General features: G+C 71.1%; 23 protein-coding genes. 4 read left to right on the top strand and 19 right to left on the bottom strand.

The genetic code is table 11. The features are described from left to right. Positions 1–87 precede the first annotated feature (87 nt). Positions 88–594 (top strand): GIY-YIG nuclease family protein, encoded by a 507-nt coding sequence (locus ACIRP7_RS07600; protein ID WP_403655050.1) that lies wholly within the window; start codon positions 88–90, stop codon positions 592–594. 27 nt (positions 595–621) lie between these two features. Here ACIRP7_RS07600 and ACIRP7_RS07595 read toward each other — a convergent pair whose 3' ends face one another. Beyond that, positions 622–1,551 carry a LysR family transcriptional regulator gene (locus tag ACIRP7_RS07595; protein WP_403655048.1) on the bottom strand — a complete coding sequence of 310 codons (930 nt, stop codon included), beginning with the start codon at positions 1,549–1,551 and terminating at the stop codon, positions 622–624. A 72-nt stretch (positions 1,552–1,623) separates the two neighbouring features. On the opposite strand from ACIRP7_RS07595, the gene ACIRP7_RS07590 reads away from it, so the two are divergent. Then, positions 1,624–2,478 carry an alpha/beta fold hydrolase gene (locus ACIRP7_RS07590; RefSeq protein ID WP_403655046.1) on the top strand — a complete coding sequence of 285 codons (855 nt, stop codon included), beginning with the start codon at positions 1,624–1,626 and terminating at the stop codon, positions 2,476–2,478. A 102-nt stretch (positions 2,479–2,580) separates the two neighbouring features. On the opposite strand, the gene ACIRP7_RS07585 is transcribed toward ACIRP7_RS07590, so the two are convergent. The 3 genes from ACIRP7_RS07585 to ACIRP7_RS07575 all read right to left on the bottom strand — a co-directional run bounded on the left by ACIRP7_RS07585 (position 2,581) and on the right by ACIRP7_RS07575 (position 5,171). Next, positions 2,581–3,105, bottom strand: a complete 525-nt coding sequence (locus ACIRP7_RS07585) for an ATP-binding protein (RefSeq protein WP_403655044.1) — start codon at positions 3,103–3,105, stop codon at positions 2,581–2,583. 88 nt (positions 3,106–3,193) lie between these two features. Then, a complete protein-coding gene (locus ACIRP7_RS07580) occupies positions 3,194–3,895 on the bottom strand; it encodes a GAF and ANTAR domain-containing protein (RefSeq protein WP_403655042.1) in 702 nt (233 codons plus the stop codon). 274 nt (positions 3,896–4,169) lie between these two features. After that, complete coding sequence (locus tag ACIRP7_RS07575; RefSeq protein WP_403655040.1) at positions 4,170–5,171, bottom strand: zinc-binding dehydrogenase; 1,002 nt, start codon at positions 5,169–5,171, stop codon at positions 4,170–4,172. Positions 5,172–5,408: 237 nt separating this feature from the next. Between ACIRP7_RS07575 and ACIRP7_RS07570 the strand changes: the two genes are divergently transcribed. After that, positions 5,409–7,166, top strand: a complete 1,758-nt coding sequence (locus ACIRP7_RS07570; protein ID WP_403655038.1) for a protein kinase — start codon at positions 5,409–5,411, stop codon at positions 7,164–7,166. A gap of 31 nt (positions 7,167–7,197) precedes the next feature. Here ACIRP7_RS07570 and ACIRP7_RS07565 read toward each other — a convergent pair whose 3' ends face one another. The 5 genes from ACIRP7_RS07565 to ACIRP7_RS07545 all read right to left on the bottom strand — a co-directional run bounded on the left by ACIRP7_RS07565 (position 7,198) and on the right by ACIRP7_RS07545 (position 14,419). Then, positions 7,198–7,836 carry an FG-GAP repeat protein gene (locus ACIRP7_RS07565; RefSeq protein WP_403655036.1) on the bottom strand — a complete coding sequence of 213 codons (639 nt, stop codon included), beginning with the start codon at positions 7,834–7,836 and terminating at the stop codon, positions 7,198–7,200. 23 nt (positions 7,837–7,859) lie between these two features. After that, complete coding sequence (locus ACIRP7_RS07560) at positions 7,860–8,813, bottom strand: expansin EXLX1 family cellulose-binding protein (protein WP_403655034.1); 954 nt, start codon at positions 8,811–8,813, stop codon at positions 7,860–7,862. Between the two features lie 53 nt (positions 8,814–8,866). Further along, complete coding sequence (locus ACIRP7_RS07555) at positions 8,867–10,051, bottom strand: 4-hydroxybenzoate 3-monooxygenase (RefSeq protein ID WP_403655151.1); 1,185 nt, start codon at positions 10,049–10,051, stop codon at positions 8,867–8,869. 134 nt (positions 10,052–10,185) lie between these two features. Beyond that, complete coding sequence (locus tag ACIRP7_RS07550) at positions 10,186–12,084, bottom strand: glycoside hydrolase family 97 catalytic domain-containing protein (protein ID WP_403655032.1); 1,899 nt, start codon at positions 12,082–12,084, stop codon at positions 10,186–10,188. 25 nt (positions 12,085–12,109) lie between these two features. Beyond that, positions 12,110–14,419 (bottom strand): glycosyl hydrolase family 95 catalytic domain-containing protein, encoded by a 2,310-nt coding sequence (locus ACIRP7_RS07545; protein WP_403655030.1) that lies wholly within the window; start codon positions 14,417–14,419, stop codon positions 12,110–12,112. A gap of 212 nt (positions 14,420–14,631) precedes the next feature. On the opposite strand from ACIRP7_RS07545, the gene ACIRP7_RS07540 reads away from it, so the two are divergent. Continuing rightward, positions 14,632–15,819 (top strand): acyl-CoA dehydrogenase family protein, encoded by a 1,188-nt coding sequence (locus tag ACIRP7_RS07540; RefSeq protein ID WP_403655028.1) that lies wholly within the window; start codon positions 14,632–14,634, stop codon positions 15,817–15,819. Between the two features lie 253 nt (positions 15,820–16,072). Here the strand turns inward: ACIRP7_RS07540 and gap are convergent, their stop codons facing one another. The 10 genes from gap to ACIRP7_RS07490 all read right to left on the bottom strand — a co-directional run bounded on the left by gap (position 16,073) and on the right by ACIRP7_RS07490 (position 25,402). Next, positions 16,073–17,071: a type I glyceraldehyde-3-phosphate dehydrogenase gene (gene gap / locus ACIRP7_RS07535; protein ID WP_403655026.1), complete on the bottom strand. Its 999-nt coding sequence runs from the start codon at positions 17,069–17,071 to the stop codon at positions 16,073–16,075. 129 nt (positions 17,072–17,200) lie between these two features. Then, entirely contained in the window at positions 17,201–18,157 is a 957-nt protein-coding gene (locus tag ACIRP7_RS07530; RefSeq protein ID WP_403655024.1) for a GlxA family transcriptional regulator, read from the bottom strand. A 20-nt stretch (positions 18,158–18,177) separates the two neighbouring features. Further along, complete coding sequence (locus ACIRP7_RS07525; protein WP_403655022.1) at positions 18,178–18,606, bottom strand: OsmC family protein; 429 nt, start codon at positions 18,604–18,606, stop codon at positions 18,178–18,180. A gap of 34 nt (positions 18,607–18,640) precedes the next feature. Further along, entirely contained in the window at positions 18,641–19,612 is a 972-nt protein-coding gene (locus tag ACIRP7_RS07520; protein WP_403655020.1) for a phosphotransferase enzyme family protein, read from the bottom strand. A gap of 36 nt (positions 19,613–19,648) precedes the next feature. Next, entirely contained in the window at positions 19,649–21,313 is a 1,665-nt protein-coding gene (locus ACIRP7_RS07515; RefSeq protein WP_403655018.1) for a hypothetical protein, read from the bottom strand. A gap of 138 nt (positions 21,314–21,451) precedes the next feature. Further along, positions 21,452–22,810, bottom strand: a complete 1,359-nt coding sequence (locus ACIRP7_RS07510) for a cytochrome P450 (RefSeq protein WP_352385129.1) — start codon at positions 22,808–22,810, stop codon at positions 21,452–21,454. A 52-nt stretch (positions 22,811–22,862) separates the two neighbouring features. Continuing rightward, positions 22,863–23,471 carry an ATP/GTP-binding protein gene (locus ACIRP7_RS07505; protein ID WP_352385127.1) on the bottom strand — a complete coding sequence of 203 codons (609 nt, stop codon included), beginning with the start codon at positions 23,469–23,471 and terminating at the stop codon, positions 22,863–22,865. After that, positions 23,443–23,820 (bottom strand): DUF742 domain-containing protein, encoded by a 378-nt coding sequence (locus ACIRP7_RS07500; protein WP_007386762.1) that lies wholly within the window; start codon positions 23,818–23,820, stop codon positions 23,443–23,445. Before ACIRP7_RS07500 ends, ACIRP7_RS07505 begins: the two co-directional genes overlap by 29 nt. Next, positions 23,817–24,218, bottom strand: coding sequence for a roadblock/LC7 domain-containing protein (locus tag ACIRP7_RS07495; protein ID WP_037713893.1), 402 nt, complete (start codon positions 24,216–24,218; stop codon positions 23,817–23,819). The genes ACIRP7_RS07500 and ACIRP7_RS07495 overlap by 4 nt, the downstream gene beginning before the upstream one ends. After that, positions 24,215–25,402, bottom strand: coding sequence for an ATP-binding protein (locus ACIRP7_RS07490; protein ID WP_403655015.1), 1,188 nt, complete (start codon positions 25,400–25,402; stop codon positions 24,215–24,217). The genes ACIRP7_RS07495 and ACIRP7_RS07490 overlap by 4 nt, the downstream gene beginning before the upstream one ends. Positions 25,403–25,694 lie beyond the last annotated feature (292 nt).

Here is a 25,694-nt window from a genome sequence, read left to right as displayed (position 1 = left end):
AACACGGTGTCACACCCCCGTGGGAGCGTGAGAGGACGGACAACGGCGCGCGGTCGCCCTGCGCCCCGGACTGAGGGAGGCCGTGTCATGACCGACATCGACACCCAGTTCCTGCGCAGCCTGTTCGACGAGGAAGGCAGCCTGCACACCGCGGGCCGCACCGCCCTGTACCGGCTCTACGGCCTCGAAGGCCTGCTGTACGTCGGCATCTCCACCTGCCCGCTCACCCGTATCCGCACCCATCTGCACCAACAGCCCTGGGGCCCCCGCGTCATCGGCGTCCAGATCGACTACCCCGACGACGCACACGCGGCCGAACGCGAAGCGGTCCACACCGAACGCCCCCTGCACAACGTCGTCTTCAACGGGACCGCCCCTCCCCCACCCCCCAACCGGGCCGCACGACTCAGGGCGGAACTCGCCGCGCACCGCAGGAGGTTGGAAGAACTCGAAGCCGCTGTACCCGAGTCCGCCGCCCACCTACGTCTCATACTCCGCGGCATCACCGCGGCACAGGCGCAAGTCGCCAAACTCGCCGGAGAAGCCGAGGAGGCCGAGGCCGCACAACCCCCGGATCCGACCCGCGCCCCGTGATCCTCCACGCCTCGCAACGGGCGTCCGTCAAGCGCCGGCCGGCGGCCGTGCGAGTTCCGCCGCGACCTCCACGGCGATGTCGACCGCGCGGGCGGCCAGTGGTGAGTGGATACGGCCTGCCTGCCAGTGCAGGTAGATCTCGCGGGGTGGCAGGGACGGCCGTAGTGCGTGGATGCGGAGTCGGTCGTCGGAGGGGACGCCGGCGCCGAGGACGGCGAGCCAGGGCAGGAGCGCCGATCCCAGGCCGGCTCGCACCATCGACAACAAGGTGTCGTTGACCGCGGTGCGGAACACGACCTGCGGACGGGCGCCGGCGCGCGCGACCGCCTGCTCCATCAGCGGCTGGTCGCAGGTCAGCGGCCAGGCCACCATCGGCACGCCGTCGAGCAGTTCCAGCGGCACCGGCCCCTCGGGGAAGGTGCCGGTACGGGCCACCAGCAGGTAGGGATCGTCGAGCAGCTTGCGGTGCTCGACATCGCCGTCGACGCGGCCGTCGTAGAACAGCAGGTCGAGGTCGCCGATCCGCGGCTGCTCCGGCTCCCCCTCGGACAACCTGATGTCGCATCCGGGGTGCTCGTCGCGCAGTCGGCGTACGAGCGACGGCAGGATCACGTTGGACACGCTCTGGAAGGTGCCGATGTCGATCCGGCCGTCCCCCGCCTGGAACCGGTCCACGGCGTCGGCCAGTGCCTCGGCCTTCGCCAGCAGGGCGCGACCGTGGTCCAGGACCACGGAGCCGAGCGGGGTGAGCCGTACCGGCTTGGGGCCGCCCGGCCGGTCGAACACCGGGCCGCCGACGGCTCTCTCCAACGCGGCGATCTGTTGGCTCACCGTCGACTGGGTGTAGCCGAGACGGGTGGCCGCCCGGCCGAACGAACCCTCCTCGGCGATGGCGGCCATCGCCGCCAGATGGCGCAGCTCGACGGTGCTCACGCACGCCAGCCTAGCGACATCCATCGAAGGAAGCGATCAAATCAATCGGAAATCATCGCTTTTCAGAATGGAGTCCGGGGTTCTAGCGTGCTGGACATGACCTCAAATCAATCCCACGGCGAGCGACTGTTCGGGATCAACGGCGTCGAGCTGTGTGTCGAGACCTTCGGAGACCCCGCGGACCCGGCGATCACGCTGGTCGCCGGGGCGGCCGCCTCGATGCTGTGGTGGGACGCCGACCTGTGCGGACAGCTCGCCGCCCGCGGCCGCTTCGTGGTCCGCTACGACCAGCGGGACACCGGCCGGTCGACCTGCTGTCCACCGGGACAGCCGGACTACTCGTCCACGGATCTGAGCCTCGACGTGCTCGGCATCCAGGACGCTCTGGGCATCGAGCGCGCCCATGCGGTCTGCCAGTCGATGTCCGGCGGGATCGGACTCGCCCTCGGTGTCGACCATCCCGACCGGGTCGCGTCGCTGACGTTCGTCTCGACCTCGACCGGTGCCGACGACCTGCCGCCGCCGTCGAGCGACCTGGCCATGGCCGCCGCGCCGGACGTCTCCGACGTGGCCGCGCTCGTGGAGTACGTCGTCGACGGCGCGCGGGCGTACGCCGGCGGCTCGCCGTACTTCGACGAGGCCGCGATCCGGGCGTTGGTCGAGCGGGACGTGGCGCGGGCCAGGAACTACGCGTCGACGTTGGTCAACCACTTCGCCATCCGGTTCGACGGGCCGGCGCGCGGCGGCTTCGGCGACATCGTGGCGCCGACGCTCGTGGTCCACGGCGACCGGGACCCCCTACTGCCGTTGCCGCACGGCGAGGCGCTGCGTGACGCGGTCCCGGGGGCGGAGCTTCTGGTTTTCGGGGGCGCCGGACATGATCTGCCGCGGCCCGTATGGGACGACTTCGTGTCGGCCCTGGTGCGGCACACGGAAGGAGGTCGCTCATGAACCGGCTGCGGTCGGCACACTGATCGCCGCTCTTCGACCGGATCAGCCGTGCCGGCGGCGCCGGGTCCGCCGGGCGCGCCCCTCACCCGGCGCCGGCACTGGTCATGAGGTCTGCCGGGTCCGGTCCGCACGCGGGGCGGACAGCACGGTCCTGTCGAGCGTGCCGGCCTCGTCGCTCGCCACGAGTCGCAGGTGAGCGGTGATCTCCTTGCCGTCGTCACGGGGGGTGACGACGACTCTGTCACTGACCGAGTGCACCAGGCGGAGGCCGTGCCCGCCGACGCGGCACCGGTCGGGCGGCTGGACCACGGGAGCGTCGGGCGAGGTGTCGTACAGGCTGATCGACAGCTCGGTTCCGGACAGCCGGAGCGTCAGCGCACAGGGGCCGGGAGCATGCCGCAAGGCGTTGGTGACGAGCTCGCTGACGACGAGTTCGGCGTCCATGACCCTGGACGAGGGGACGGCGGGGCGGTCGCCGCACGGAGCGTGGGCGAGGACGGCGCGCACATCCCGTCGCGCGTCCACGGCGCGAGGGGTGCTCGGGCCCCAGGCTGCGGCATAGCGCAGCCTGGCCTGCTCGTCTGCGCCCAGTTCATCCGCCGCCTGCTTCATAAGCGGGATGACCATGTAGAACTCTTTCGTCGCGTTCACACTTCGGCCGGTTGCCGCTCTTGCGGCTACCCGTGCGCGGGAGGCGTACGCCAGGTGGTGCGGGTCAGGCCTTCTTCGCGCGGTCGGAACGGACCCGCTGGGCGACGTCGCGCAGCTTGATGTTGTGCTGCTGCGAGATGCGGCGCAGCACGTTGAAGGCGTCGTCCTCGCTCAGCTTGTGGCGTTCCATGAGGATGCCCATGGCCTCGCCGATGGCGTGCCGGGTCTCCATGGCCTCCTCGAGCTGGTCGATGGTGCGGGCGTCGGCGAGGGCGACGGCGGCGTGGGAGGCCAGCAGCCAGCCGGCGGTCTCGATGTCCTTGCCGAAGGCGCCGGGGCGCCGGGAGTACAGGTTCAGCGCGCCGAAGTCCGCGTCGTGGGTGTAGAGCAGTACGCCGGTCATGCTGCCGATACCCAGGTCGCGAGCCGCCGCGCCGAACCGCGGCCAGGACGGTTGCGGCTCGGTGATGTCGGGGATCCGGAAGACACGCTCGCCGTTCACCCCGTCGGCCCGGGCGGCGAGATCGAAGCACGGGCCTTCGGCCAGCTCACCCTGCAGCCGGTCCGATGCCTCCACCAGCTCGCCGCATGCGGAGAGCGTGACCGCCCGCCCCTTGCGGACCGCCAGGATTCCGGCCGCGTCACAGCCGTCCACCAGTCGCACCGCCGACGCCGCGATCTCGTCCAGCGTCCCCTGCACCGACTCCTGCGCCAGCAACTGCCGCGCGAGCTGAGCCATCGCCTCGGCGAACTCTCGCCACTCCACCGCCACCACCCGCCTCGACCTCCGGTGCGGCCACCCTACCGCCGCCCCGTTGTGCGCCTTCGCACCGAGTGCCTCGCCGTGACGCCTGCCGCGCGCGGCGTACTGCCCTGAGGCATGTCCTGGAGTGTGGGCGGTCTCGCCGGCCGCGGCTTCCCCGGCTCGTTGGCTGAACCGGAGAAGCCTGGCCGGTGCGGCCCCCATGGGTGCGCCGCCGCGCCGGCCTGCTCATCAAGTCCCCACCCCGGACAGTGCTACTCCTGTGCAGCCGGTGCCGTCAGTGCCGGACCCGTACGACGAGCTTGCCGGTGGCGCGGTCGTGTTCCATGTCGTCGTGGGCCTGCGGCACCTGCTCCAGGCCGTCGTAGACGCGGTCCACGGGGAAGGTGAGCCGGCCGGCGGCGACCGCGTCGAGGATGTCCTGGAAGGCCTCCCGGGGCAGGTCGGCGGCGTCGCCGAAGTAGCCGGCGAGGCGTACGCCCCTGGGCAGGTACTCGTTCGGGGAGAAGTCCCGCACCGTCCACTGGTTGGAGAGGCTGCCGCCGAAGCAGGCCGTGCCGTGCACGCGTACCGCGCGCAAGGTGTCGGGCAGGGTCGGTGTGCCGACGAGGTCGAGGGCGGCGTCGACGCCGTGCGGGTACAGCTCCCGTACGGCGGGCGCGATCTCGCCGGTGTCGAGCAGGGGGTGGTCGACGCCGTGCTCGGCCAGCAGAGCGAGGCGGTCGGCCCGCCGGGTGGTGGACAGGACGGTGGCGCCGCGCCAGGTGGCCAGCGCGGCCGCTGCCAGGCCGACCGAGGAGGTGCCGCCCCGGATCAGCACGGACTGACCGGGGGTGAGATCCAGGCCGACGGTGAGCGAGCCGTAGGCGGTCTGCACCATCTCCGGCAGGGCGCCCAGCACCTCCCAGGGCAGGTCGGTGTCCACGGGGAGGACCTGGGACAGCGGCACCGAGGTGTACTCGGCGTAGCCGCCGTCGTAGGTGCGCCCCATGTCCCCCATCATCGCGACGACCTTCTGCCCGGGAACCAGTCCGCTGCCGGGCGGGGCCGCGTCGACGGTGCCGGCGGCCTCGATGCCCGGTACCCGGGGAAAGGTGACACCGACGCCCAGGCCCAGCCGCAGTTTCAGCTCCGAGCGGTTGAGGCCGAACGCCTCGACGCGGATGCGTACCCAGCCGTCCCTTGCGGGCGGGACCGGGAGCGTCGTGAGCCGCAGGTTCGCCACGGGGCCGGGAGCGGAGAGCCGGACGGCGCGCATGGTGTTCGGCGAGGACGTCATGAGCCTGCTTTCTTCCCGGGACCGGGGAGTGCCGGTCGGCGGGTGCGCAAACATGCGGAGGCCGCAGGTTCATTCCCGACTCGCCCCGGATCACCTCCCGGTGGGGACTGCGCGGCGCTGTTCCAGCACCCACGGGACGGAGGTGAGCGATTTCCTGAACACTCGCGCGAGCTGAGTTACGCTCTTCTCTCACTGGGGGTGAACTGGCGTGCATCGAACGTGACTTCGGGGGACTTTTTGTCGGTACAGCGGCCGGCGTCGGCGGACGACGCGACTGCCGCGCTGCGGCAGACCGGTGCGTTACCACTGCGGCTCGGCGACCCGGCGCGCGTCGGCCCCTACGCGCCGGTGGCGCTGCTGGGCAGTGGCGGTATGGGTCGGGTCTATCTGGCGCGTCCCGCGGACGACAGTCCGGGGCTGGTCGCGGTGAAGGTGATCAGGCCGGAGTACGCGGAGGATCCCAGGTTCCGGCGCCGCTTCGAGCGCGAGGCAGCGGTGCACGCCCGCCTGCGGACACCGCACGCACCGCGGCTGTGCGGCACGGGCTTCGAGGACGAGCTGCTGTGGATGGCCACGGAGTACCTCCCGGGCTTCGATCTGGCGGAAGCCGTGAAGGAGTACGGCGCCCTGGAGCCGGCCGCGGTGTGGCGGCTGGTCGCGGAGCTGGGGCAGGCGCTTGCGAGCCTCGCCGTCGAGGAGATCGTGCACCGGGACCTGAAGCCGTCCAACGTGCTGCTGTCAGTCCGGGGCGGGCACGTGATCGACTTCGGTATTTCGAAGGCCGCTGACGCGAGTGCGATCACCGGCACGGGCAACCGGGTCGGCACTCCGGCCTACATGTCGCCCGAGCATCTGAGAGAGGGCCGTTCCGACACGGCGTCGGACGTGTTCTCACTGGCCGGGACACTGGTCTACGCGACAACGGGACGTGCGCCGTTCGGTGACGGCACAGGGGTCGACGTGATGCACCGGGTGGCGTACGAGGACCCCAACCCCGAGGTCGTCGACGAGATCTCGGCGGCGGACGAGGAGCTCGGCGCCCTGTTGACCGCCTGTCTGGACAAGGAGCCCGCGCGGCGGCCCACTCCGCAGGAGCTGATCGACGCCGCCCGGGCACGTCCCGTGGCCTCCGCCTGGCCGGAGCCGCTGGGCGGCGAGCTGCTCGCCCGGCAGCAGGCGTACGAGGCGTTGCACCGTCTGCCGGTCGCGAGGATGGACCGACTACGGTCTCCGGACAATCTCCCCCTGCTCCTGTCCGCGCGTCTGCCCCAGCCTGCTGCTTCTCGTGATGCGCAGCCGCCCGCGAAGGCCGAGGGCACTCCGCCCCCGCCCCCGCCGACCCCGTCAGGTGCCCCTGCCCGGAACCGGAGGAGGGCGTTACTGGTCGCCGTCGCGGGCATCACGGTCTGTGTGGTGGCTGCGACGGCGTTGCTGCTGATGCGTCAGGATCCCCCTGCCGTCGCCTCTCCGAAAGCCGGTGCCACCAGGGCGGACGGCACGGGCTCCGGTGACGCCTCCAGTGGTTCGGGGTCCCCGAGTACAGGCGGACTGAGCCGCACGGACGTCGACGGCGCCGCGGCGGAGGACCGCCACACGAAGACGGGGACCTCCTCGGCGCAGCCCAGGGTGTCGGGCTCCGCCGGCGACCGGGACGACGTCGACGCGCCGCCTCCCGATGACGATCCGTCCACCACGCCGTCCCCCACTCCGTCCGCCGACAGCCCGTCGGTCGGAACCGACACCACTCCCTGGCTCTCGGAGTGCACGTACTACGCCGGCAAAAAACGCACCCGCCTCGGCGACAGCGGCAAACGCGTACAGCAGGTGCAGTGCATCCTGACGCAGCGCGGCTACGGCGTCGGAAGCGCCGGTGTGGACGGTGAGTTCGGCTCCGGGACCGAGAGCGCGGTCCGGGCCTTCCAGAACGAGCGGGGCCTCGACGCCGACGGTGTCGTGGCGCACGACACCTGGGTCGCGCTGCGCAGCGCCGAGTGACGGCCCCAAACCCGGACCGGATGCGTCACGCTCACTCGTCGATGACCGCGCCGAAGTGGGCGCCGTGGGCACTCCCGCCGAGGGCGGCGGCGCCGTAGGAACCGAAGCCGTCGGCGAGCAGGCCGTTGCCGCTCGCGGGCAGCAGCCACACCGCGCCGTCACCGGCGTTCTCGTCGGGCGCCGCGGCCACCAGCTCGGCCCGGCCGTCGCCGTCGATCAGCCGCACCTGGACGCCCCAGCCGTCACCGGCCTCGGCGGCTCCTGGGATGCCTCGCGTGTTCTGGTCGAAGTGCTGGTACCCGGTAGCGGTCACGCCCTCGCGCGAGCCGCGCAGCAGCGACACCGCGCCCGCCCTCTGTTCGCCGTCCGCGTCCTCGCCGGGCCCGCCCACCGCCAGGTCGGCATAGCCGTCACCGTCGACGTCGGACACCGAGAGGTCGTTGCCCCGGGCGTCGTGCTCCCCGGGCGAGCCGATCAGGCCCGGGGAGTTCTGCGACCACCACTGCGGGGCGGTCCCGGGGCCCTTCCCCGTTGAATACTGACGCTCCGTCAGTCGACTGGTCCGGCCGACCGGTCTTGTCTCAACGCAGGGTTCGACACGACGACCGCGGAACAGGTTGTGGGGGCCTGGCGTGCTGTGACACGCCAGTGACAACCGTTGCCGCGCCACGACGGCGAAGGGCGGGGGTGGGGTCAGTGCCGGGCGAACTGGACCCCGGTCGACTGCACGACGTCCGGCTTCACGCCGATTCCGTCGATCTCCAGCCGCTCTCCGTAGATGTCGGTGATCCTGATCGCGGCACCGCACCCGCTGCCCTTCTCGGAGAGGAAGTAGTTGTAGCCGGTGCGGGGCAACTCGGTCCATCCGGCAGAGGTCCGGACTTCCAGCCGGGCCAGCGGGTTGCGGTGGCCGATCGCCTGGATGCCGCACCAGTAGCGGGTCGATCCCGTCTTGTACCGGATCGAGATCGTGTCGGAGGTGCTGGGGCTCAGCAGGCTCCACGTGATCGGTGTCTGACCCTGCACGGGGGCGGCGAGTTTCGCGAACGCCTGCGGGCTCAGGTCGAGTTGGCCGGGAGCGCAGGGCAGGGGGCACTCGTTGGTGATGCGGACCGTGACAGAGGCGCCACTCGCGGCCCGGACGAGGATGTACGCCCCGCACGCCTTGGACGTCTCGTAGTCGGTGTGGTTCATCGCGGCGGTCATGACGTCGGTCGTGGGGCCGTACAGACAGGCGCCGTTGCCGTTGCCGACGTCGTAGAAGGTGGCCACGCCGTCGTAGGAGACGCCCGGCTTGATCCGTCCGGTCAGGGAGGCCGACGTGGACGTCTTCCGCGCCGGCTGCGTGACCGGCTTCTTCGAGGGGCGGGGCGAGGCGCTGCTGCTCGCGGTGGCCTTCGGGCTGCCGGTGCGGGCCGACGCCGAGGGGGACGCCGTGGTGGGCTCCGATTTCTCGGTCGTCGGGGTCGGCGTGCCACGGGTGCCGGCGACGCGCGTGGCCGCGGCCGGGCCGGCGTCGGTGTCGTGGTCGGGACTGAAGGCGAGGATCAGCGCTGCCACGAGTGCCACGGCGGCGACGGCGGCCGCCGAGACGAAGGCCGTGCGCCCCCTGCCCGACGAAGGGGAACGATGCGAACGAGATGCCACTGGTGCGTCCTTGGTGATCCGTGCGAGCCTCCGGCGGAGGGCCTTGCGACTTGTCAGTCGCCGCCGGGCCCGGAAAGGTTGCCGCGGATTTCGAGGGCCGCCGCGTCCCCGGCCGGGTCCAGGCCCGTCATGAGTTCGGCGAAGGCGCGAGCCGCGGCCGGGGAGTTGAAGAGGCGGTCCAGGCGGGCGCGGGCCAGGTTGCGCAGGAAGGGTTCGGCGTCGCCCGCGTCGTGCAGGGTGCGGGTGAGCCAGTGGGAGAACTCCTGGTCGTTCCAGACGCGGCGCAGACAGCGCGCCGAGTAGGTGCGCAGGCCGGAGTCGTCGCCACGGACGAAGTCGCGTACGGCCCGGGCCAGGAGATCGGCGTCGTACAGGGCGAGGTTCATGCCCTTGCCGCCCATGGGTGACACGATGTGCGCCGCGTCGCCGACCAGGAAGAGACGGCCGTACTGCATGGGGTCGTGGACGAGGCTGCGGAGCCGGAAGACCTCGCGGTCGGTGATCGGGCCGCGGACGAGGGCGGCGTCGCCGAGCCGGGTACGCAGGGCGTCCCAGACGCGTTCCGCGGGCCAGGCGCCGGGGTCGTCGTCGGGCGGGCACTGGAGGTAGTAGCGGCTCGCGTGCGGACCGCGGGGGAAGTGGGCGGCGAAGCCCTGTCGGCCGGCGGCCAGGAGGGGGTGGGCCGGGGGCGGGGCGTCGGCCAGGACGGTGAGCCAGCCGATGCCGTGGTCGAAGGCGTACGCCGTCAGCTCGCCGGCCGGGACCGACGTACGGCTGACGCCGTGATCGCCGTCGCAGCCGGCGACGATCTCGCAGGTGATCGTGTGGAGCGTGCCGTCGGCGCTGCGGTAGCGGACGGTCGGGCGATCACCGCTGAGGTCGTGCAGGGAGACGTCGGCGGCCTCGAAGCGCAGGTCACCGCCGTCGTCGAGGTAGGTGGCGGTGAGCTTCTGCACGAGGATCTGCTGGGGGCACAGGCGGGCCGCGGAGCCGTCGGAGCCGTCGGAGCCGTCGCTGTCGGACACCAGGTGGCTGCGGCCGTCCACCCGGAACTCCAGAATGCCGTCGTAGGGGACACCGCCGAGGACCTGGTCCGAGAGTCCCCAGGAGTCGAACATGCGGACCGCGCGCGTTTCGACGATGCCGGCCCGCTGGCGTTGCGCCACGTGGTCGCGCGAGCGGCGTTCCAGGACGACGCAGTCGATGCCGCTGTGCCGCAGCAGCGTGGCGACGGTCATCCCGGCCGGGCCGGCGCCGATCACGACGACGGTCGTGGATTCGGGAACCTCGTGCAACTGACTTGTTCTGATGGCCACTTGGGCACCTCCGGCGGCAGCCTAGCGAGGGCTGCCGCCGGAGGTGCCGGATTCGATCAGCGATGGCAGGTGGTGATGCCCGGTCGCCAGGGGCAGGCGAGCCCGGCGAAGCCGCCGTTCGCCACGACGTCGACATCGAGGGTGTCGCCGCCGCGCAGCACCCGCCGGTCCCGGACGAGTCCGTCGGCCCCGTCCCGGATCGTCTCCACCAGCCACCGTCCGGGGCCGAGGGCCAGCGGTACCTCGGCCGTGCGGGCGGCACCGGCGTAGACCCCGCCCAGGAACCAGCGGTTTCCGCCGCGGCGGGCCAGTACGGCCTCCTGCCCGGGTTCGCCGGCCAGGAGGCGGGTGTCGTCCCAGGCCGCGGGGACCTGGTCGAAGTAGGCCCGGGCGAGCGGCCGGGCCTCGTACGACTCCGGGGTGCCCGCGAACATCTGCAGTCCCGACTCGTAGGCGACGGTGAGGCCGATCTCGGCCGCGTCGGAGGTGGGGCGCAGGCCCACCCGCTGGAAGGCGCCGGGGGTGAAGTCCATGGAGCCGATGACGTTGCGGGTGAAGGGCAGGGTGGTGAGGTGGGCGGCGGTGTTGGTGCGCTTCTCCTCGCCCGCGACACCCTCCAGGGTCATGACCTGCGGCCAGGTGCGCTGGATGCCCTTGGGGATGGTGGAGCCGTGGAAGTCGACCATGAGGTGGTGGGCGGCCGTCTCCGCGAGGACGGTGTCGTACCACTGGAGCATGGGCTGCGCCTCGGAGTTCATGAAGTCGATCTTGACTCCCTTCACTCCCCACTTCTCCAGGGTGGGCAGCCACTGGTCGCGTTCCTCGGGGGTGTCGAGGTCGCGCTGGTGGATCCAGACGATGATGCCGACGCCCTTGGCGCGGGCGTACCGGACGAGTTCCGGCATCCAGCTGTCGGTCTGCCAGTCGGGGTCGGTGACGTCCCACTCCCCCGGCCGGTAGTACCAGCCGGCGTCGACCGCCTCGTAGGGCCAGTGGCGTTCGGCCGCGTAGTCGACGTACGCCTTCTGCGCGGCGAGGCTCTGACCCGCCGTCCTGCCGCCGGCGAGCCAGGTCCACAGGACGGTGCCGGGACGGATCCAGGACGTGTCGCGGACCTTGGAGGCGGGGGCGAGGTCGTCGGTGAAGGTGGAGCGGGTGACGGTGGCGAGGTCGCCGGTGACCATGGCCCGCCAGGGGGTGGCAAGGGGGCCGTCGGCCGTCACCCGCTCGTCGGCCAGCTCGATGCGGTAGGTGCCGGTGCCCTGGGTGTGGGCGAGGCGGGCGCCGGAGTAGGCGCCGGCGAGGCCGGACTCGGCGAGCAGGGTGTAGCCGCAGGGGGTCGAGAACAGGGCCTGGTCGGAGTACTCGCCGGTGGGGGCAGCCGCGGCGGTGTAGGGGGCGAACTGGCCCTCGTTGTCCACCCGGTAGGTGCCGAGCCACGCCCGCGCGTCGGCCGGGAGGTTGAAGGCGGACGTCTCACCGAGGACGTCACCGGCTCCGGCGGGCAGGACATAGCGGTAGGCGACACCGTCCGCGGAGGCACGGACGACGAGGTCGAGACGGGCGCCCGCGGCGGTGGCGAAGGACAGCCGGGTCTCGTTCATCCGGACCCGGCGGTCCAGCCGTTTGCCGGACTTGGTGCGGTAACGCTCCTGCACCGTACGGCTCTTGCGGTGCAGGAAGCGCAGGTCCTTGGACAGGTCGGCCTGTTCGGTGACGATGCCGACGGGCGACGGCTCGATGACCGTACGGCCCTCCCGGGACACGGCGAGGCTCAGCGTGCCCGTGGTGTCGTCGAGGGTGACCTGTGCGCGGGGCGCGTGTGCTCCTGCGGACACGGACCACGCCCTGTCGCGCAGGTCGTGCTGTTCGGCTTGTGCGGGTGCGGTGGTGAGGAGTGCGGCCGCCAGCGAGGCGCAGAGTGCGGCGACCGCGGTTCTGATCGGAACCGCCATCGGAATCCTCCGTGTCGTGTGGCCTTTACGGCAGTCCCCACGCCGGCCCCGGCTCGCTGACGGCGACGGGCGCGATGCTCAGGTCGGGACGGGAGCCGGTGTGGACGAGCACCTCGCGGCCACGCGGCAGATCGATGGCAAGGGTGCCGTCGCCGAGGTCGTGGGTGCGGGCCGGGGTGCCGTCGTCCAGCACCGCGGTGAGGCGTCCGGTCAGGCCGTGCCGGAGCTTGAGGGGCTCGCCCGTAAGGCTCCTGACCCTGATGAAGCGGGTGGTGCCCGCCTTGCGGACGGCGCTGACCAGGAAGGCGCCCTGGGTGCGGAAGTTGTGCAGGGTCAGGTCCGCCCAGGCGGTCGGCACGGCCGGGAAGACGCGGATCACTCCGCCCCAGCTCTGGCAGAACATGTCGTGCAGGGACTGCGAGGCGGACAGCGGGGTCTCGATGACCGGGCCGGCCTCGGTGTAGTGGGTGTTGGCCCGGCAGGGGTAGCGGGTGGTGGGGTCGAAGAACTTGCGGAGATAGGTGATCGCGGTGTCACCGTCGCCGGTCATGGCGTACAGCGAGGCGGCGCCGGTGTAGCTGTAGCCGCGGTGGGCGCCGGTCAACGCGTGCCAGTGGACGACCGACTTGGTGATCAGGTCGCGGTTCTCTGGCTGGTCCCAGTTGACGAGGTAGAGCGGGTAGACCATCAGCAGGTGGGAGTAGTGGCGGTGGGACTGGGCGTAGGGGGTGTCTGCGCCGATCATGAAGCCGTTGGCGTCGACCGGGTACGGCGTGAGTCTGGCGAGCACCTCCTGCCAGCGCGGGGCCAACTCGTCCTCGATGCCCAGGAGTTCGGCGGAGTCGATGAGGGTCTGGCAGCCCCAGCGGATCAGGGCGAGGTCGTAGTTGGTGTCCTGCGGCGGCACCACGGGGTATTCGGGCGAGAGGGTGCTGGGCAGATGGAGCTTGCCGTCGCTGCCCGGGGTGAGGAAGTGCAGGTAGTAGTTGATGGCGCGGCGCAGTACCGGGTAGATCGTGTCGCGCAGCAGGGATTCGTCCATGGAATGGCGGTAGGACAGCCACACGTTGTGCAGGGCCCAGGTGAGGTCGCCGGTCTCGGCTCCGGTGCCCGGCCGGCCGACGCCGCGGTTGGCGAACATGTCGGAGCTGCGGCCGATGCCTGAGCTGTCGGCGCGGTAGGCGGCCGGCACGTTGGCGATCAGCTGTTCCTGGTTCTGGCGCAGGGTGGTGGCCAGGGAGTCGAGCTCGGGGTGATTGAAGCCGTGGATGAGCCAGTACTCCAGTTGGACGTTGAGGTTCCACCAGACCGCGGGCCAGGGGGTGGGCTCCAGCCAGGGTCCGGAGGTCGCCATGACGGGGCCGCCGGCGCGGCTGGCGGAGGCGACCTTGTAGAGCTGGATCCAGTGGAAGCTCTGCAGACGCTGGTCGGGGAACGACACGAAGCTCTTGCGGTAGAACGCGTGCCACCAGCGGATGTGCCGTTCCCTGAGCGCGCTGTAGGACTTCGCGCGGCGGAGGTTGCGCAGCGAGTCGGCCTCGGCGGCGGTGTCGGACGGGTGGCTGTGGCCGACGCTGAGGAGCAGGTCGTTGCCGGTGCGGCGGTGGGCGGTGGCGGTCTGGCCGCCGCCGGTGAGGGGCTGGAGGACCTGTTCGGTGCCGTCGGTGGCGGTCCGTGTGGTCCAGGGCGGGTTGGCGGTGTAGTCGGCGGGCGGGGCCTCGCTGATCTTGCGCGGGCTGATGGCCTCCTCGGGGTGGAAGGTCCAGGTGGCCCGTTCACCGCCGGCGGCCTTCACCCGTACGGCCAGGACCTCGTCGTGGATGAGGGCGGCGAGGGTGAGGGTGCCGGCCGAGGTGGTGACGGTGCCGGTGAGTTCGGCGTTCCACAGGCTCAGCCGCCAGTCGACGGCGGTAATGGTACCGACCGGTTCGAGGGTGAGGTGGCCGACGGGGAGGCGGCAGGTGCCCCACCCGCTGCCGAACTCGGGGCGGTGGTCCTGGACTCGGCCGTGCTGGACGGTGAAACGGATCTGGTTGGCGCCGGGTTCCTGGTAGATCATGCTGCCGAGTTGGCCGTCACCGAGGAACGGGCCCTCGTACCAGAGGGTGGGCAACCTGGCCCACAGCAGGTCCTGGTCGCGCAGGAAGCGGGCCCAGGCGCTGTCGGTGGTCATGGTGTCGCGCAGTTTCCAGGGGCTTTTGGCGACCCGCTGCGAAGCCATCAGTTCTTCGGCGTGGGCCGTACCGGGTAACGCGACCGCCGCGGCGCCCCCCAGCGCGGTGCCGAGTACGGCCCTGCGGGGCGGCTGCGCGTGTCTCTCGGGCTGTGAGGTCATCGTCGTCCTCCAGAGCTGGCGGATCCTTGATACATCGGGTGTATCCGGGAACCTAAGAGGCGTCCGTGTGCCTGTCAATGACTCGGCGCCTCACGAATCACTTGACCCATCCGATGTATTGCGCCGCGAGCTGGGCCTGAAAGGAGCGTTGACACCCGTCAGGTTCGGCGTCACGGTGAGGGTTCTCGCGCATCGGGCCCGGAGGTCGTGTCTTGGCTGGTTCATCCGCACCGAACTCGGACGCCGCACTCGTCGAACGCGTACGGAAACTTCAGCCCCTCATCCGTTCGCACGCCCTGCGCACGGAACAGGAACGCCGGGTCACGGGCGAGGTCGTCGCGGCTCTGACGGACGCCGGGGTCCACCGTATGAACGTCCCTCGCCGGTACGGCGGTTACCAGTCCCCGGTGCGCACGCAGGTCGACGTGCTGAGCGAGGTCTCGGCCGCGTGCGGGTCGACCGGGTTCACGGCGCTGATCCAGGCCGGGTGCGCGTTCATCGCGGCGCTCTTCCCCGACGAGGCGCAGGACGAGATCTTCACCGACCCGGGCGTACGGGTCAGCGGCACGCTCGTCCCGAAGGCGAAGGCCCGACCGGTGGACGGCGGTTACGTGGTCGACGGGACCTCACCGTTCGCCACCGGCTGTCAGGACTCCGACTGGCATCTGCTGACCGCTGTGGCGGACTCCGGTGACGGCCGCCCACCGGACCTGCTGTGGACGGCCGTTCCGATGACCGATCTCGACGTGCTCGACGACTGGAAGGTCTCCGGTCTGGCCGGGAGCGGCAGCAACAGTGTCGTGGCCCGAGACGTCCATGTCCCGGCCCACCGCGTGCTGCCGCTGGGACCGTTGCTGGCCGGCTCCTTCCCCTCTCGGCTCAACAGCGCCGACCCCTTCTACGGCATGCCCGTCCTCCTGCTGTTCTGCGCCTGGACGGCGGCCGGCGCGCTCGGTCCGGCGAGGGCGGCGCTGGCGGAGTTCGGCGAGCGCATCCATCAGCGGGGCATCACCTACACGTTCTACGGCCGTCAGCACGAAGCCCCCGTGACGCATCTGCAGTTCGCCGAGGCCGCGATGAAGATCTCCTGCGCCGAACTGCTCACCGCGGACTTCGTCTCGCTGATGGACGCCCAGGTCGCCGACGGCAACTCCTACACGACACAGGAACGGGCTCGGATCCGGGCCCAGGCCGGCTATGTGGCGCGGCTGTGCAAGGAGGCCGTGGATCTGATCGGTTCCGCGTCCGGCGCGTCCTCGCTGAACCTGGAGGTGCCGGTCCAGCGGGCCGTGCGGGACCTGAACGCCCTGAACCTGCACTCCTTCGTCAACCCCGCCGCCAACCTGGAGCTCTACGGCAGGGTCCTGTCCGGACTGGACGCCGGGACGCCGTTCCTCTGAAAGCCCCGGTGCGGCGGGGATTCAACGGCCCGTCAGCGTGGTGACCGGTTCGTCCAGGCCGCCGCCGAAGCGTCCGGAAGGCGTCGCGGCCCGTCGGCGGGTCACCGACGGGCCGGTGGAGGTGGGCGTTCCGCATCCCCGCCGCCTGGGCTCCGAGCAGGTCCCAGGCGGGCGCGGCCACCATCCGAACGCGGTCCGGCGCGCATCCGGCGGTGCCGACGCGAGTCGCCAGACCTCCGTGCCCGAGAGTCGCTCAGCCGTTCGCCAGGAGCTCCAGTGTGTCGATCACGCGGTTCGAGAAGCCCCACTCGTTGTCGTACCAGGCGACGACCTTCACGTGACGGCCCTCCACGCGGGTGAGGGCCGAGTCGAAGATCGACGAGGCGGGGTTGCCCGTGATGTCCGAGGAGACGAGCGGGTCCTCCGAGTACTCCAGGATGCCGGCGAGGGGGCCCTCGGCCGCGGAGCGGTACGCCGCGAGCACGTCCTCGCGGGTCACGTCGCGGGCGACGGTCGTGTTGAGCTCCACGATGGAGCCGACCGGAACCGGGACCCGGATCGAGTCGCCGGACAGCTTGCCGTCCAGGTTCGGCAGCACGAGGCCGATCGCCTTGGCGGCGCCGGTCGTGGTGGGCACGATGTTGACACCGGCGGCGCGGGCACGGCGGGCGTCGCGGTGCGGGCCGTCCTGGAGGTTCTGCTCCTGCGTGTAGGCGTGCACCGTGGTCATGAAGCCGTGCTCGATGCCGGCGAGCTCGTCGAGGACCGACGCCAGCGGGGCGAGCGCGTTGGTCGTGCAGGAGGCGTTGGAGACGATCGTGTGCACGTCCGGGTCGTAGGCGTCGGTGTTGACCCCGTACGCGAGGGTGACGTCCGCGCCGTCCGAGGGCGCGCTGACCAGGACCTTCCGCGCGCCGGCGTCGAGGTGGGCGCGGGCCGCCTTCGCCGAGGTGAACCGGCCGGTGGCCTCCAGCACGAGGTCGACGCCGAGTGCGGCCCAGGGAAGCTGCGCCGGTTCGCGCTCGGCGAGCACGGTGATACGGCGGCCGTCGACGACCAGGGTGTTCCCGTCGACGGTCACCGGACGGCCCAGGCGGCCGGCCGTGCTGTCGTAGGCGAGCAGCCTCGCGAGGGTGGCGGGCTCGGTGAGGTCGTTGACCGCGACGATCTCCAGGGCGCTGTCGCGTTCGAGGAGCGCGCGCAGCACATTGCGTCCGATGCGGCCGAATCCGTTGATGGCGATGCGAGTCATGAATGGTGTCCCGTTTCCGATGTCCACTTCCTACGCCCACCAGGCTCGCGCGCGGCATCCACCGGTGACAGTGGCGCGATCGCCACGGTTCAAAAGGATCGCGCCAAAGGCGGTGCGGACGCGGGGAGGCTACTCGCCCCGGGTGAAAGTGCGCCGGTACTCGCTCGGCGTCGTCCCCAGGATCCGCTGGAAGTGCGTCCGCAGATTCGCGCCCGTCCCGAGCCCGACGTCGGTGGCGATCTGCTCGACACCCCGCTCCGACCGCTCCAGCAGCTCGCGGGCCATGTCGATGCGGGCCCGCATGACCCACTGCATCGGCGTGTACCCGGTCTCCTCGACGAAGCGGCGTGAGAACGTGCGCGGCGACACCGCCGCCTGCCGCGCCAGGACGTCGAGGGTGAGGGGCTGGTCGAGCCGGTGCAGGGCCCACTCCCGGGTGGCGGCGAAGCGCTCACCGAGTGGCTCGGGCACGCTGCGCGGCACGTACTGCGCCTGACCGCCGCTGCGGTAGGGGGCCGCGACCAGGCGCCGGGCCGCGTGGTTGGACGCGGCGACGCCGAGGTCGCCGCGCAGGATGTGCAGACACAGGTCGATGCCGGAGGCGGCGCCGGCCGAGGTCAGCACGCTGCCCTCGTCGACGAACAGCACGTTCTCGTCGACCCGGACGAGGGGATGCCTCGCCGCGAGCGCTCTCGTGTAGTGCCAGTGGGTCGTGGCGCGCCGGCCGTCGAGCAGGCCGGTCGCGGCCAGCGCGAAGGCGCCGGTCGAGATGGCGGCGAGCCGCGCGCCCCTGCTGTGAGCGGCGACCAGGGCCTGGACGACGGCCGGCGGCGGGTCCTCGCGGTCCGGGAACCGGTAGCCGGGGATGAAGACGAGGTCCGCCCACGCGAGCGCCTCCAGACCGTGGGCGACGTGGTACGACAGCCCGTCCCCGCCGCTCACGAGTCCCGGGGCCGCGCCGCACAGCCGTACCTCGTACGGCATGCTCGCGCGCGTGGTGAACACCTGCGCGGGGATGCCGACGTCCAGGGGCTTCGCGCCTTCGAGGACGAGAACGGCGACGCGGCGAAGGCGGGAGGCTGACACGGGGACAGGCTACGCAGAGGTCAGGCGTCCTCGACGGTCGCTGTGACGGGCGTGCCGATCTCGACCGTGCGGCTGACCGTGCACAGGCGGTCGTGGGAGGTCTTCACCGCCCGGGGCAGGATCGTGCGGGCCCGGTCGGCGCCCTCGCCGTCGGGGAAGGCCACGGTGAAGGTGACCGCGAGGTCGGTCAGCCGGTTGCCGAGTTCGTCGTCGACCTTGTTGCCGCTCACCTCGACGGTGAAGGAGCTCGGCTCGGCGTGGCGGCTGGTGGCGAGGTCGACGTCGACCGCCGTGCAGCCGCCGAGCGCGGCGAGAAGCAGTTCGACCGGGGTGAACTCGCTCTCGGAGCCGGTGCCGAAACTGATCGTGCCGCCTCGGGTGTTGGTGGCGACGAAGTGGCCGGTACTGGTGCGTTCGACGGTGACGGACCGCGCGGAGTTTTCGCTCATGCCGAGGACATTAGTGCCGGGCCCGATCCTCGGGTCACCACTCGGCCTCCAGCGCCTCCGTCAGGCGCCGGACGGCGCTCAGGTCGGGCAGGCCGCGCAGCTTGGTCAGGGCCTCGCCGCTCCCGAAGGCGCGCTGCTCGGCGGTCACCGCCGGATCGACCGCGCATGCGGCCTGTACGTACACGTAGTTGAGGTCCGTCGCGAACAGCATGGAGAACGCGTCCGGGCCCTTGACGACCGCGCGGCCGCCGGCGTCCCGGTAGGCGCGCACCAGGCGCCGCGCCGCCTCGGCGTCGAAGCGGTTGCCGCCCGACCACACGTACACGGCACGGGCCAGTTCGCGCTCCGCCGAGACGGGCCCCGCGTTGTCCCAGTCGAGCAGGACCGGTCCGTCCGCGCCGGCCAGGACGTTCTGCGGCCGCACGTCGAGATGGGACGTCACCACCTCACCGGAGGACGACGGCGAGACGTACCGGGCCAGCTCGACGGCCGTCGTGGCCACGAACCGGCCCAACTCCCCCGCCCAGGGCAGGCCGGCCCGCTCCACCTTGCCGAGCAGTTGCGCCCAGTCGGACGCCGGGTTGCAGCGTTCGTACCAGCCGCTCGGGGTGTCGCTCGCGCCCTGACCGGCTTTGTGCAGAAGGGCGAGCGTACGGCCGCACCAGCTCAGGATCTCCGGGTCCGACGGATCGGCCGCGGTGCCGTCGACCCAGTCGTACAGCTTCACGTAGGAACCCCCGGGGAGCCGTACGACATGGGCGCCGGTGCGGTCGGGCAGGAGACGCGGTGCGGAGATGCCCAGCGTCTCGGCCGCGTCGCGCAGTGCGGACTCGGCGCCGACCTCCGGCTCGTCCTTCTCGAAGAGCAGTTCCTTCACGGCCCACGCGGTGCCGTTCCCGGACAGCTTCCAGATCTGTCCCAGGGCACCGCGGGCGACGGGCGTCATCGTCCACTCTCCCGGGCCGAGCGCGTAAGCCTGCGCGATGAAGTCACCCGTGTTAAGCATGCAACTCCCCGCTACCACCGCCCTGTTGCGGAGAGCCTATCCGCAACAGCCAGAACCGGTCTCCAGACGGCAGAAGCACGACGCCTGCACCGGTACGTCTGCCAGCGCGGCGGCGACCCGCAGCTGCTGGGCGACGATCCGTGCCTCTCCTTCCTTCCCCCCGCGGACCAGGCACTCGTGGAGGCCGTGCAGCGCCCACACGTTGCCCGGGTGCTGGAGCGGGCGCGGGAGGGTGTCGTCGAGGCCGAGGTCGGCGCGGTAGACGGCCTCGGCCTCGGTGACGCGACCCTGTTCGAGCAGGAGGGCGCCGTAGGCGTGCCGGGTCGGCTGCATCCAGCCCCAGGGCTCGTCGTAGGGGAGGTTGTCGTCCAGCTCGACCGATCGCTCCAGGGCCGCGAAGGCGGTGTCGAACTCGCCCTTGCGGTAGGCGAGTTCGCCGTCCAGCATCGCCGAGGCGATGGCCAGGATGTCGGCGCACGTGTTGTTGAAGAGCGTGCGGGTCTCGGGGACCTCGCCTACCGCCTCGTGGAACAGGGCGCGTTCGCCCTCCGCCTCGGTGATGCGGCCGAGGGCGGACCAGGCGACACCGCGGGCGTAGTGGAGCATCGCGGTCGTCACGCAGTACAGGCGTGGGTCGGCGGGCAGGGGGAGGTCCAGGATGTCGGCCCAGCGGCCGAAGCGGATCAGGACGTGGACGCGCATCGCGAGGAAGCCTTCCAGCCAGTCGGCCATGGGCGGGCTCTCCACCCGCAGCAGCTCCTCCGGGATCGACTCCTCCAGCTGGGCGGCGGTCTGCAGAGCGGTCTGCGACTGGCCCAGGAACATCGCGCCGTAGATCTTGAAGTGGTAGTTGTGCGAGCGGTAGAGCGTGTAGAAGTTCATCGCTCCGGCCCGGGCGAGGGCCTTCTCGTCTGCGGCGATCGCGGCGCTGTTGTCCGTCACCACTCGCCGGTAGTCGCCGCACAGCACCTCCAGGTGCGAGGGCATGTGCAGCAGGTGTCCGGCGTCGGGCACCAGACCACGCAGCCGGTCCGCGACGGGCAGGGCCAGTTCGGGCGTGGGCGACATCTCCATGAGGTGGACGTACAGGTGCAGGACGCCCGGGTGGCTGCGGCCGAAGGCGCCGGCGAGCGCCCCTTCCAGGACGGCCCGTGCCTCGCGGGTGCGAGCGCCGGCGGCGGGTTCGCCGGTGCGCAGGTCCCACAGCTGCCAGGGCGTGAGGTTCATCAGCGCGTCCGCGTACAGCGCGGCCACGTCCGCGTCGTCCGGGGCGAGTTCATGGACGGCGGCCATGCTGTCGGCGTACGGCACGTTCCACACCGCGCAGTCCTCGGCGGGCTCGGCCTGCGGGTAGCGGGAGCGCAGGGCGCCGATCAGGGCCCGCTCGACCGCGGTGGCCCGCATGGCCGCCTTCTGGTGCGCGGCCTCGACGGCCGCATGGGTGCGCTCGACGGTCCGGGCCAGGTCCCGGTCGTCGAAGAACTCCCAGGGTTTGTTGTAGTTGGGGCCGAGCGCGTAGGCGATGCCCCAGTGGGCCATCGCGCAGTCCGGGTCGGCGGCGGCCGCCTTCTCGAAGCAGGCCACGGCCTCCTCGTGATGAAAGGCGTACGTCCACACCAGGCCGCGGTCGAACCAGAGTTGGGCCTCGGCGGAGTCGGTGGTGACGGGACGGCCGTGAGAGCCGAGGTCGTAGTACTCCATGCACCGCGATTCTGCCCGAAGAAGGGCTTGTCGGCCGCGTGGGAGCCGATCTGTCGCCCGAACGAACGCAGGTGCCGGAGAGGGGACTTGTGAAACGGTCAGCCCTCTCTCCGGCACCTGTCGGGCGGTGCTAAGCCGTCACACACGGAAGATCTCGAGGAAGCTGCTCCAGAAGCCCTTCTTCGCCGGCTTCTGCGACACGGGTGCGGGTGCGGGGACACGCGCCGCCTGCTGGGGCTGCTGGACGACGGTCGGTCGGGGCGCGGTGGGCACGCCGTACGCCGATGCCATCCGGGTGGCCGGGGTGGGGCTGAACCGGACGGGAAGGGCGGCCAGGGCGCGGTGGAACGGGCCGGGACGCCACTGCAGTTCCTGGGCAGGGACGCTCAGGACCAGGTCGGGCAGCGCGTTGAGGATCAGCTCGATGGCGGTGACCGCGATGACCTGGGCCGGGCTCTTGGCCGGGCAGGCGTGCGGGCCCGCACCCCAGGCGAGGTGGGCGCCGCGGCTGTGGGCCTGGCCCGACGAGGCGAGCGCGGGGTCGCTGTTGGCTCCGGCGAAGCTGATGACCAGGGGGGAGTTCGCCTGAACCACCACTCCGCCGAGGTCGACGTCCTGGAGCGGGAAGTGCGTCGCGTAGTTGGCGATGGGCGGGTTGTTGAGCAGGACGTGGTCGAGGGCGTCCTCGATCTGCATGCTCGGCCCGTCCTCGCCGTCCCGGTCCAGGAGCAGGAGCAGGGCGTTGGCGATGAGGTTGCGCTCGGGCTCCACGCCGGCGCCGACCAGCATGACCAGTTGGTCCTTGAGCTCCTCGTCGCTGAGGCCGGCGGGGTGCTGGACCAGCCAGGAGGTGATGTCGTCGCCGGGTTCGCGGCGCTTGAGGGAGACCAGTTCCATGAAGCAGGCGGTGAGTTCGTCGCTGGCCTTCAGCGCGTCCTTGCCGTCGAACATGTCGGCCATCGCGCTGGTCACCCGGTCGCCGATGGCGGCGGGGCAGCCGAAGAGCTTGTTGATCATCAGCAGCGGCAGCAGCTTGGCGTAGTCGTTGATCAGGTCCGCCCGGCCCCGCTCGCTGAACTGGTCGATGAGATAGGCGGCGATCGGCTCGACGTCGCGGCGGATGCGGGTGACGTTGAGGCGGTCGAGGCTCTCGGTGACCGCCTTGCGCAGCCTGAGGTGCTGGGCGCCGTCGGTGAACAGGCAGTTGGGCCGGTAGGCCATCATCGGCAGGACGGGGCTGTCGAGGGGGACCCGGCCGTCGTTGAGGGCGGTCCAGCGGCGGCCGTCGCGCGCGAACAGGTTGGGGTTCTGCAGCACGCGCAGGGCGGTCTCGTGGTCGACGACGAGGGTGGCGTCGACTCCGGGGGCGAGTTCGACCGGGCCGGCGGGGCCGTGGGCCCGGAGGTAGTCGTAGACCTTCTGCGGGTCGGCCGCGAAGGAGCCGTCGTACATGGGGCATCTGGCCGCACCGGTGGCGGCTGTGTCGTGAACGTCCATGTGTGTGTCCTTTGGTGGCCCGGACCGTGCGGTCCGGGCGGGGGGTGGTGGTTCAGGCGGCGCGGTCGAGCAGGTGACGCACGAGGGCGATCAGGGCGCGGGCGGAGGAGCGCTGGTCGCGGGCGTCGCAGTAGATGACGGGAGTGTCCGGAAGCAGGTCGAGGGCTTCGCGGATCTCCTCCTCCTCGAAGTGGCTGGTCTGCGAGAAGGTGTTGACGGCGATCGCGTATTCGAGGCCGTACTCGTCGATCAGGTCGATGACCGGGAACGTCTCCTCAAGGCGTGAGGGGTCGACCAGGAGCAGGGCGCCGAGCGCGCCGCGGGCCATGTCCTCCCACAGCTGCATGAAGCGCTGCTGTCCGGGGGTGCCGAACAGGTACAGCACCAGTTCGTCGCTCAGCGTTAGCCGGCCGAAGTCCAGCGCCACGGTGGTGGTCGCCTTCTCCGGTGCCCCGCGCAGGTCGTCGACGTGCATGGACGCCTGGGTCATCTTCTCCTCGGTGCGCAGAGGAGTGATCTCCGACAGGGACCCGATGAAGGTCGTCTTGCCCACGGCGAAGTGTCCGACCACCAGGATCTTCGCGGCGGTGGTCACGTCGGCGGAGACGTAGATGGAGCCGTTCGCCCCGGGGTCAGCCGATGTTGAGGGTTTCGAGTCCATGCAGAACCTTCTCGAGTATCGCTCGGGGGACGTGCTGGGCGGGGGCCGGTTCAGCGCGGCGCAGGAGGTGCCCCTGTTCGAATAAATCGGACAGCAGCAGTCGGGCCACGCCGACGGGCAGACCCAGATGACCGGCGACCTCGGCGACCGAGAGGTAGCCGCCCGAACACAGCTCCCAGATGGCCCGTACCTCGGGGCCGGCCCCGAGCGGCAGGGTCCGGTCGGGGGCCAGGCACACCAGGGTGTGCAGGGCCAGGTCGTCGTCGGAGGGGAGACGGCGGCCGCCCGTGATGACGTAGGAGCGGACGAAGTCGCTGGTTACCGGAGCGTCCTCGCCTGGCCAGGTCATGCGTCTGCGCCGGTGTGCTGGCGCGGGGTCGCGCTCATCGCCTTGGTCAGCGCGCCCACCGTCTTCTGCATCCGGATCGACATGGCCTCCATGTCGACGTCCAGAGCGGTCGAGACGGCGAGGTAGGAGCCGCTGCCCCCGGCGATGAGGAAGATCCATCCGCCGTCGAACTCGATCAGTGTCTGCTTCCACAGGCCCTTGCCGCCGCCCACGAAGGGGGCCACGCTGCGGCACAGGGACTGCAGCGAGCTCATCGCGGCGGCGTTGCGCTCGGCGTCGTCACGCACGATGCCGTCGGACCGCTGCATCAGCAGACCGTCCGCCGAGACGAGGATGGCGTGGCGGGCTCCGCGTACCTCGAGCACGTCGTTCAGCACCCACGACAGGTCGGGATTCACTGGTTCTGAGGTCCTTCCGTGTTGTCCGAGTCCCGCCCGAGCAGGGTTCCGCGAGCGAATGCCTTGAGCCGTGAGGCGGTCTCCTCGCCGGCCGCGTCCAGGTCGGGCGCCTCGGCCCTGGGGGTGGCGACCATGGAGACGGCGCCGTTGCGGCGACGACGGCGCTTGGGCAGGCCGCCCGCCGTCTGTCCGACGACGAGGGAGGCGACCGGGGTCGGCTTGGCCGCCACGGGCTCGCCCTCCTGGTCGTCGAGTTCGACGGGCGCGGGTGCGGGCACGTCCGCCGTCAGGAGATTCTCGGGCACCCGGATCACCGCACGCACACCTCCGTAGGGGGAGACCGCGTCGACCGAGACGTGGAATCCGTAGTGCGCGGCGAGCTTCCCGGAGAGGGCGAAGCCGAACTTGGGCGGGTCACCGAGGCTCGTGATGTCCACGGAACCGCCGCTGGTCAGCAGGGACGCGGCGCGGGCCTTGGTCTCCTGGTCCATGCCGAGACCGGCGTCGTCGACGATCAGGCAGATCCCGGTGGGGACGGCCTGGATGTTGATCTCGACGGGGGTGCCGGGGGCGCTGTACTTGGTGGCGTTGTCCAGCAGTTCGGCCAGGACCATGGCGACCGGTTCGACCGCGCGGCTGGTGATCGCGACGCTCGCCTGCGAGTGGACCTTGACCCGCTCGAAGTCGCGGATCCGCCCCTGGGCGCTGCGGGCGACGTCGTAGACCGAGGCGTCCCGGTCACGTCGGCCGAGCCAGCCGCCGCAGAGCACCGAGATGCCCTTGGTACGGCGGCTGAACTGGCTGCCGGTGTGGTCGACCAGCATCAGGTCGGCGAGGACCGCGTGGTCGTCGCCGTACTTCTGCTGGAGTCCGTCGAGCAGCGACAGCTGCTCCTCGGCGAGGGTCGCCAGGGTGCCGACGGCCGACTTCAGGGTCGCCTTGGTCGCCGACTCGGCGTCCTTGCGCACCTCTTCCAGATCCGCGGCGTGCCGTGCGCTCACCGACGAGTAGGTCGTCTGGAGCTCGGCGAGCTGGCCTCGCACACTCGCCATGTCGCCGTGCAGTTTGTTGTTGTTCGCGCGGAGTTGGATGTTGGTTCTCCGTGCGCGCATCACTGCGAAAATCGCAGCGATGAGTACCACGAGCAGGACCCACAGGAGTGGATCTTCGAACAATGACGTCATGAGACTCTCTTCAAGTCGCCTCGCGTCGGGAGACTGACCGTGCATGGGACCCCGGAAATGCCCGTCGCCGTGCGGCGCGGACGTCACCGGCGGACCAACCGTCACTCCTTCACGATGGGGCCGTTTTGGCTGTCCCCCGTACGCGCGTATGACGCGTCATCAGCCTACTGAAAAGTGTAATGATCTTATCAGCCGTCACAGTGTCAACAGGCGTACCAGGCGCCACACTTGAGGACTCTCCACAAAGATCCCGCAAAGGACTCATCCACGCCGGGCCGGGGTGGTGGTCGCT

This window comes from Streptomyces sp. NPDC102270 (genome assembly GCF_044766405.1).
In the GTDB taxonomy this organism is placed as follows: Bacteria; Actinomycetota; Actinomycetes; order Streptomycetales; family Streptomycetaceae; genus Streptomyces.
Note: the sequence above shows the minus strand (reverse complement) of the source record. Positions and strands in the feature narration are given on the sequence as shown.

What these genes read in the sequence shown, in the direction of transcription:
- ACIRP7_RS07600 (WP_403655050.1), top strand. Translation starts at nt 88, where the DNA reads ATGACCGACATCGACACCCAGTTCCTGCGCAGCCTGTTCGACGAGGAA.
- ACIRP7_RS07595 (WP_403655048.1), bottom strand. Translation starts at nt 1,551, where the DNA reads ATGGATGTCGCTAGGCTGGCGTGCGTGAGCACCGTCGAGCTGCGCCAT.
- ACIRP7_RS07590 (WP_403655046.1), top strand. Translation starts at nt 1,624, where the DNA reads ATGACCTCAAATCAATCCCACGGCGAGCGACTGTTCGGGATCAACGGC.
- ACIRP7_RS07585 (WP_403655044.1), bottom strand. Translation starts at nt 3,105, where the DNA reads ATGGTCATCCCGCTTATGAAGCAGGCGGCGGATGAACTGGGCGCAGAC.
- ACIRP7_RS07575 (WP_403655040.1), bottom strand. Translation starts at nt 5,171, where the DNA reads ATGACGTCCTCGCCGAACACCATGCGCGCCGTCCGGCTCTCCGCTCCC.
- ACIRP7_RS07555 (WP_403655151.1), bottom strand. Translation starts at nt 10,051, where the DNA reads ATGACCGTCGCCACGCTGCTGCGGCACAGCGGCATCGACTGCGTCGTC.
- ACIRP7_RS07550 (WP_403655032.1), bottom strand. Translation starts at nt 12,084, where the DNA reads ATGGCGGTTCCGATCAGAACCGCGGTCGCCGCACTCTGCGCCTCGCTG.
- ACIRP7_RS07545 (WP_403655030.1), bottom strand. Translation starts at nt 14,419, where the DNA reads ATGACCTCACAGCCCGAGAGACACGCGCAGCCGCCCCGCAGGGCCGTA.
- gap (WP_403655026.1), bottom strand. Translation starts at nt 17,071, where the DNA reads ATGACTCGCATCGCCATCAACGGATTCGGCCGCATCGGACGCAATGTG.
- ACIRP7_RS07525 (WP_403655022.1), bottom strand. Translation starts at nt 18,606, where the DNA reads ATGAGCGAAAACTCCGCGCGGTCCGTCACCGTCGAACGCACCAGTACC.
- ACIRP7_RS07520 (WP_403655020.1), bottom strand. Translation starts at nt 19,612, where the DNA reads ATGCTTAACACGGGTGACTTCATCGCGCAGGCTTACGCGCTCGGCCCG.
- ACIRP7_RS07515 (WP_403655018.1), bottom strand. Translation starts at nt 21,313, where the DNA reads ATGGAGTACTACGACCTCGGCTCTCACGGCCGTCCCGTCACCACCGAC.
- ACIRP7_RS07510 (WP_352385129.1), bottom strand. Translation starts at nt 22,810, where the DNA reads ATGGACGTTCACGACACAGCCGCCACCGGTGCGGCCAGATGCCCCATG.
- ACIRP7_RS07505 (WP_352385127.1), bottom strand. Translation starts at nt 23,471, where the DNA reads ATGGACTCGAAACCCTCAACATCGGCTGACCCCGGGGCGAACGGCTCC.
- ACIRP7_RS07500 (WP_007386762.1), bottom strand. Translation starts at nt 23,820, where the DNA reads ATGACCTGGCCAGGCGAGGACGCTCCGGTAACCAGCGACTTCGTCCGC.
- ACIRP7_RS07490 (WP_403655015.1), bottom strand. Translation starts at nt 25,402, where the DNA reads ATGACGTCATTGTTCGAAGATCCACTCCTGTGGGTCCTGCTCGTGGTA.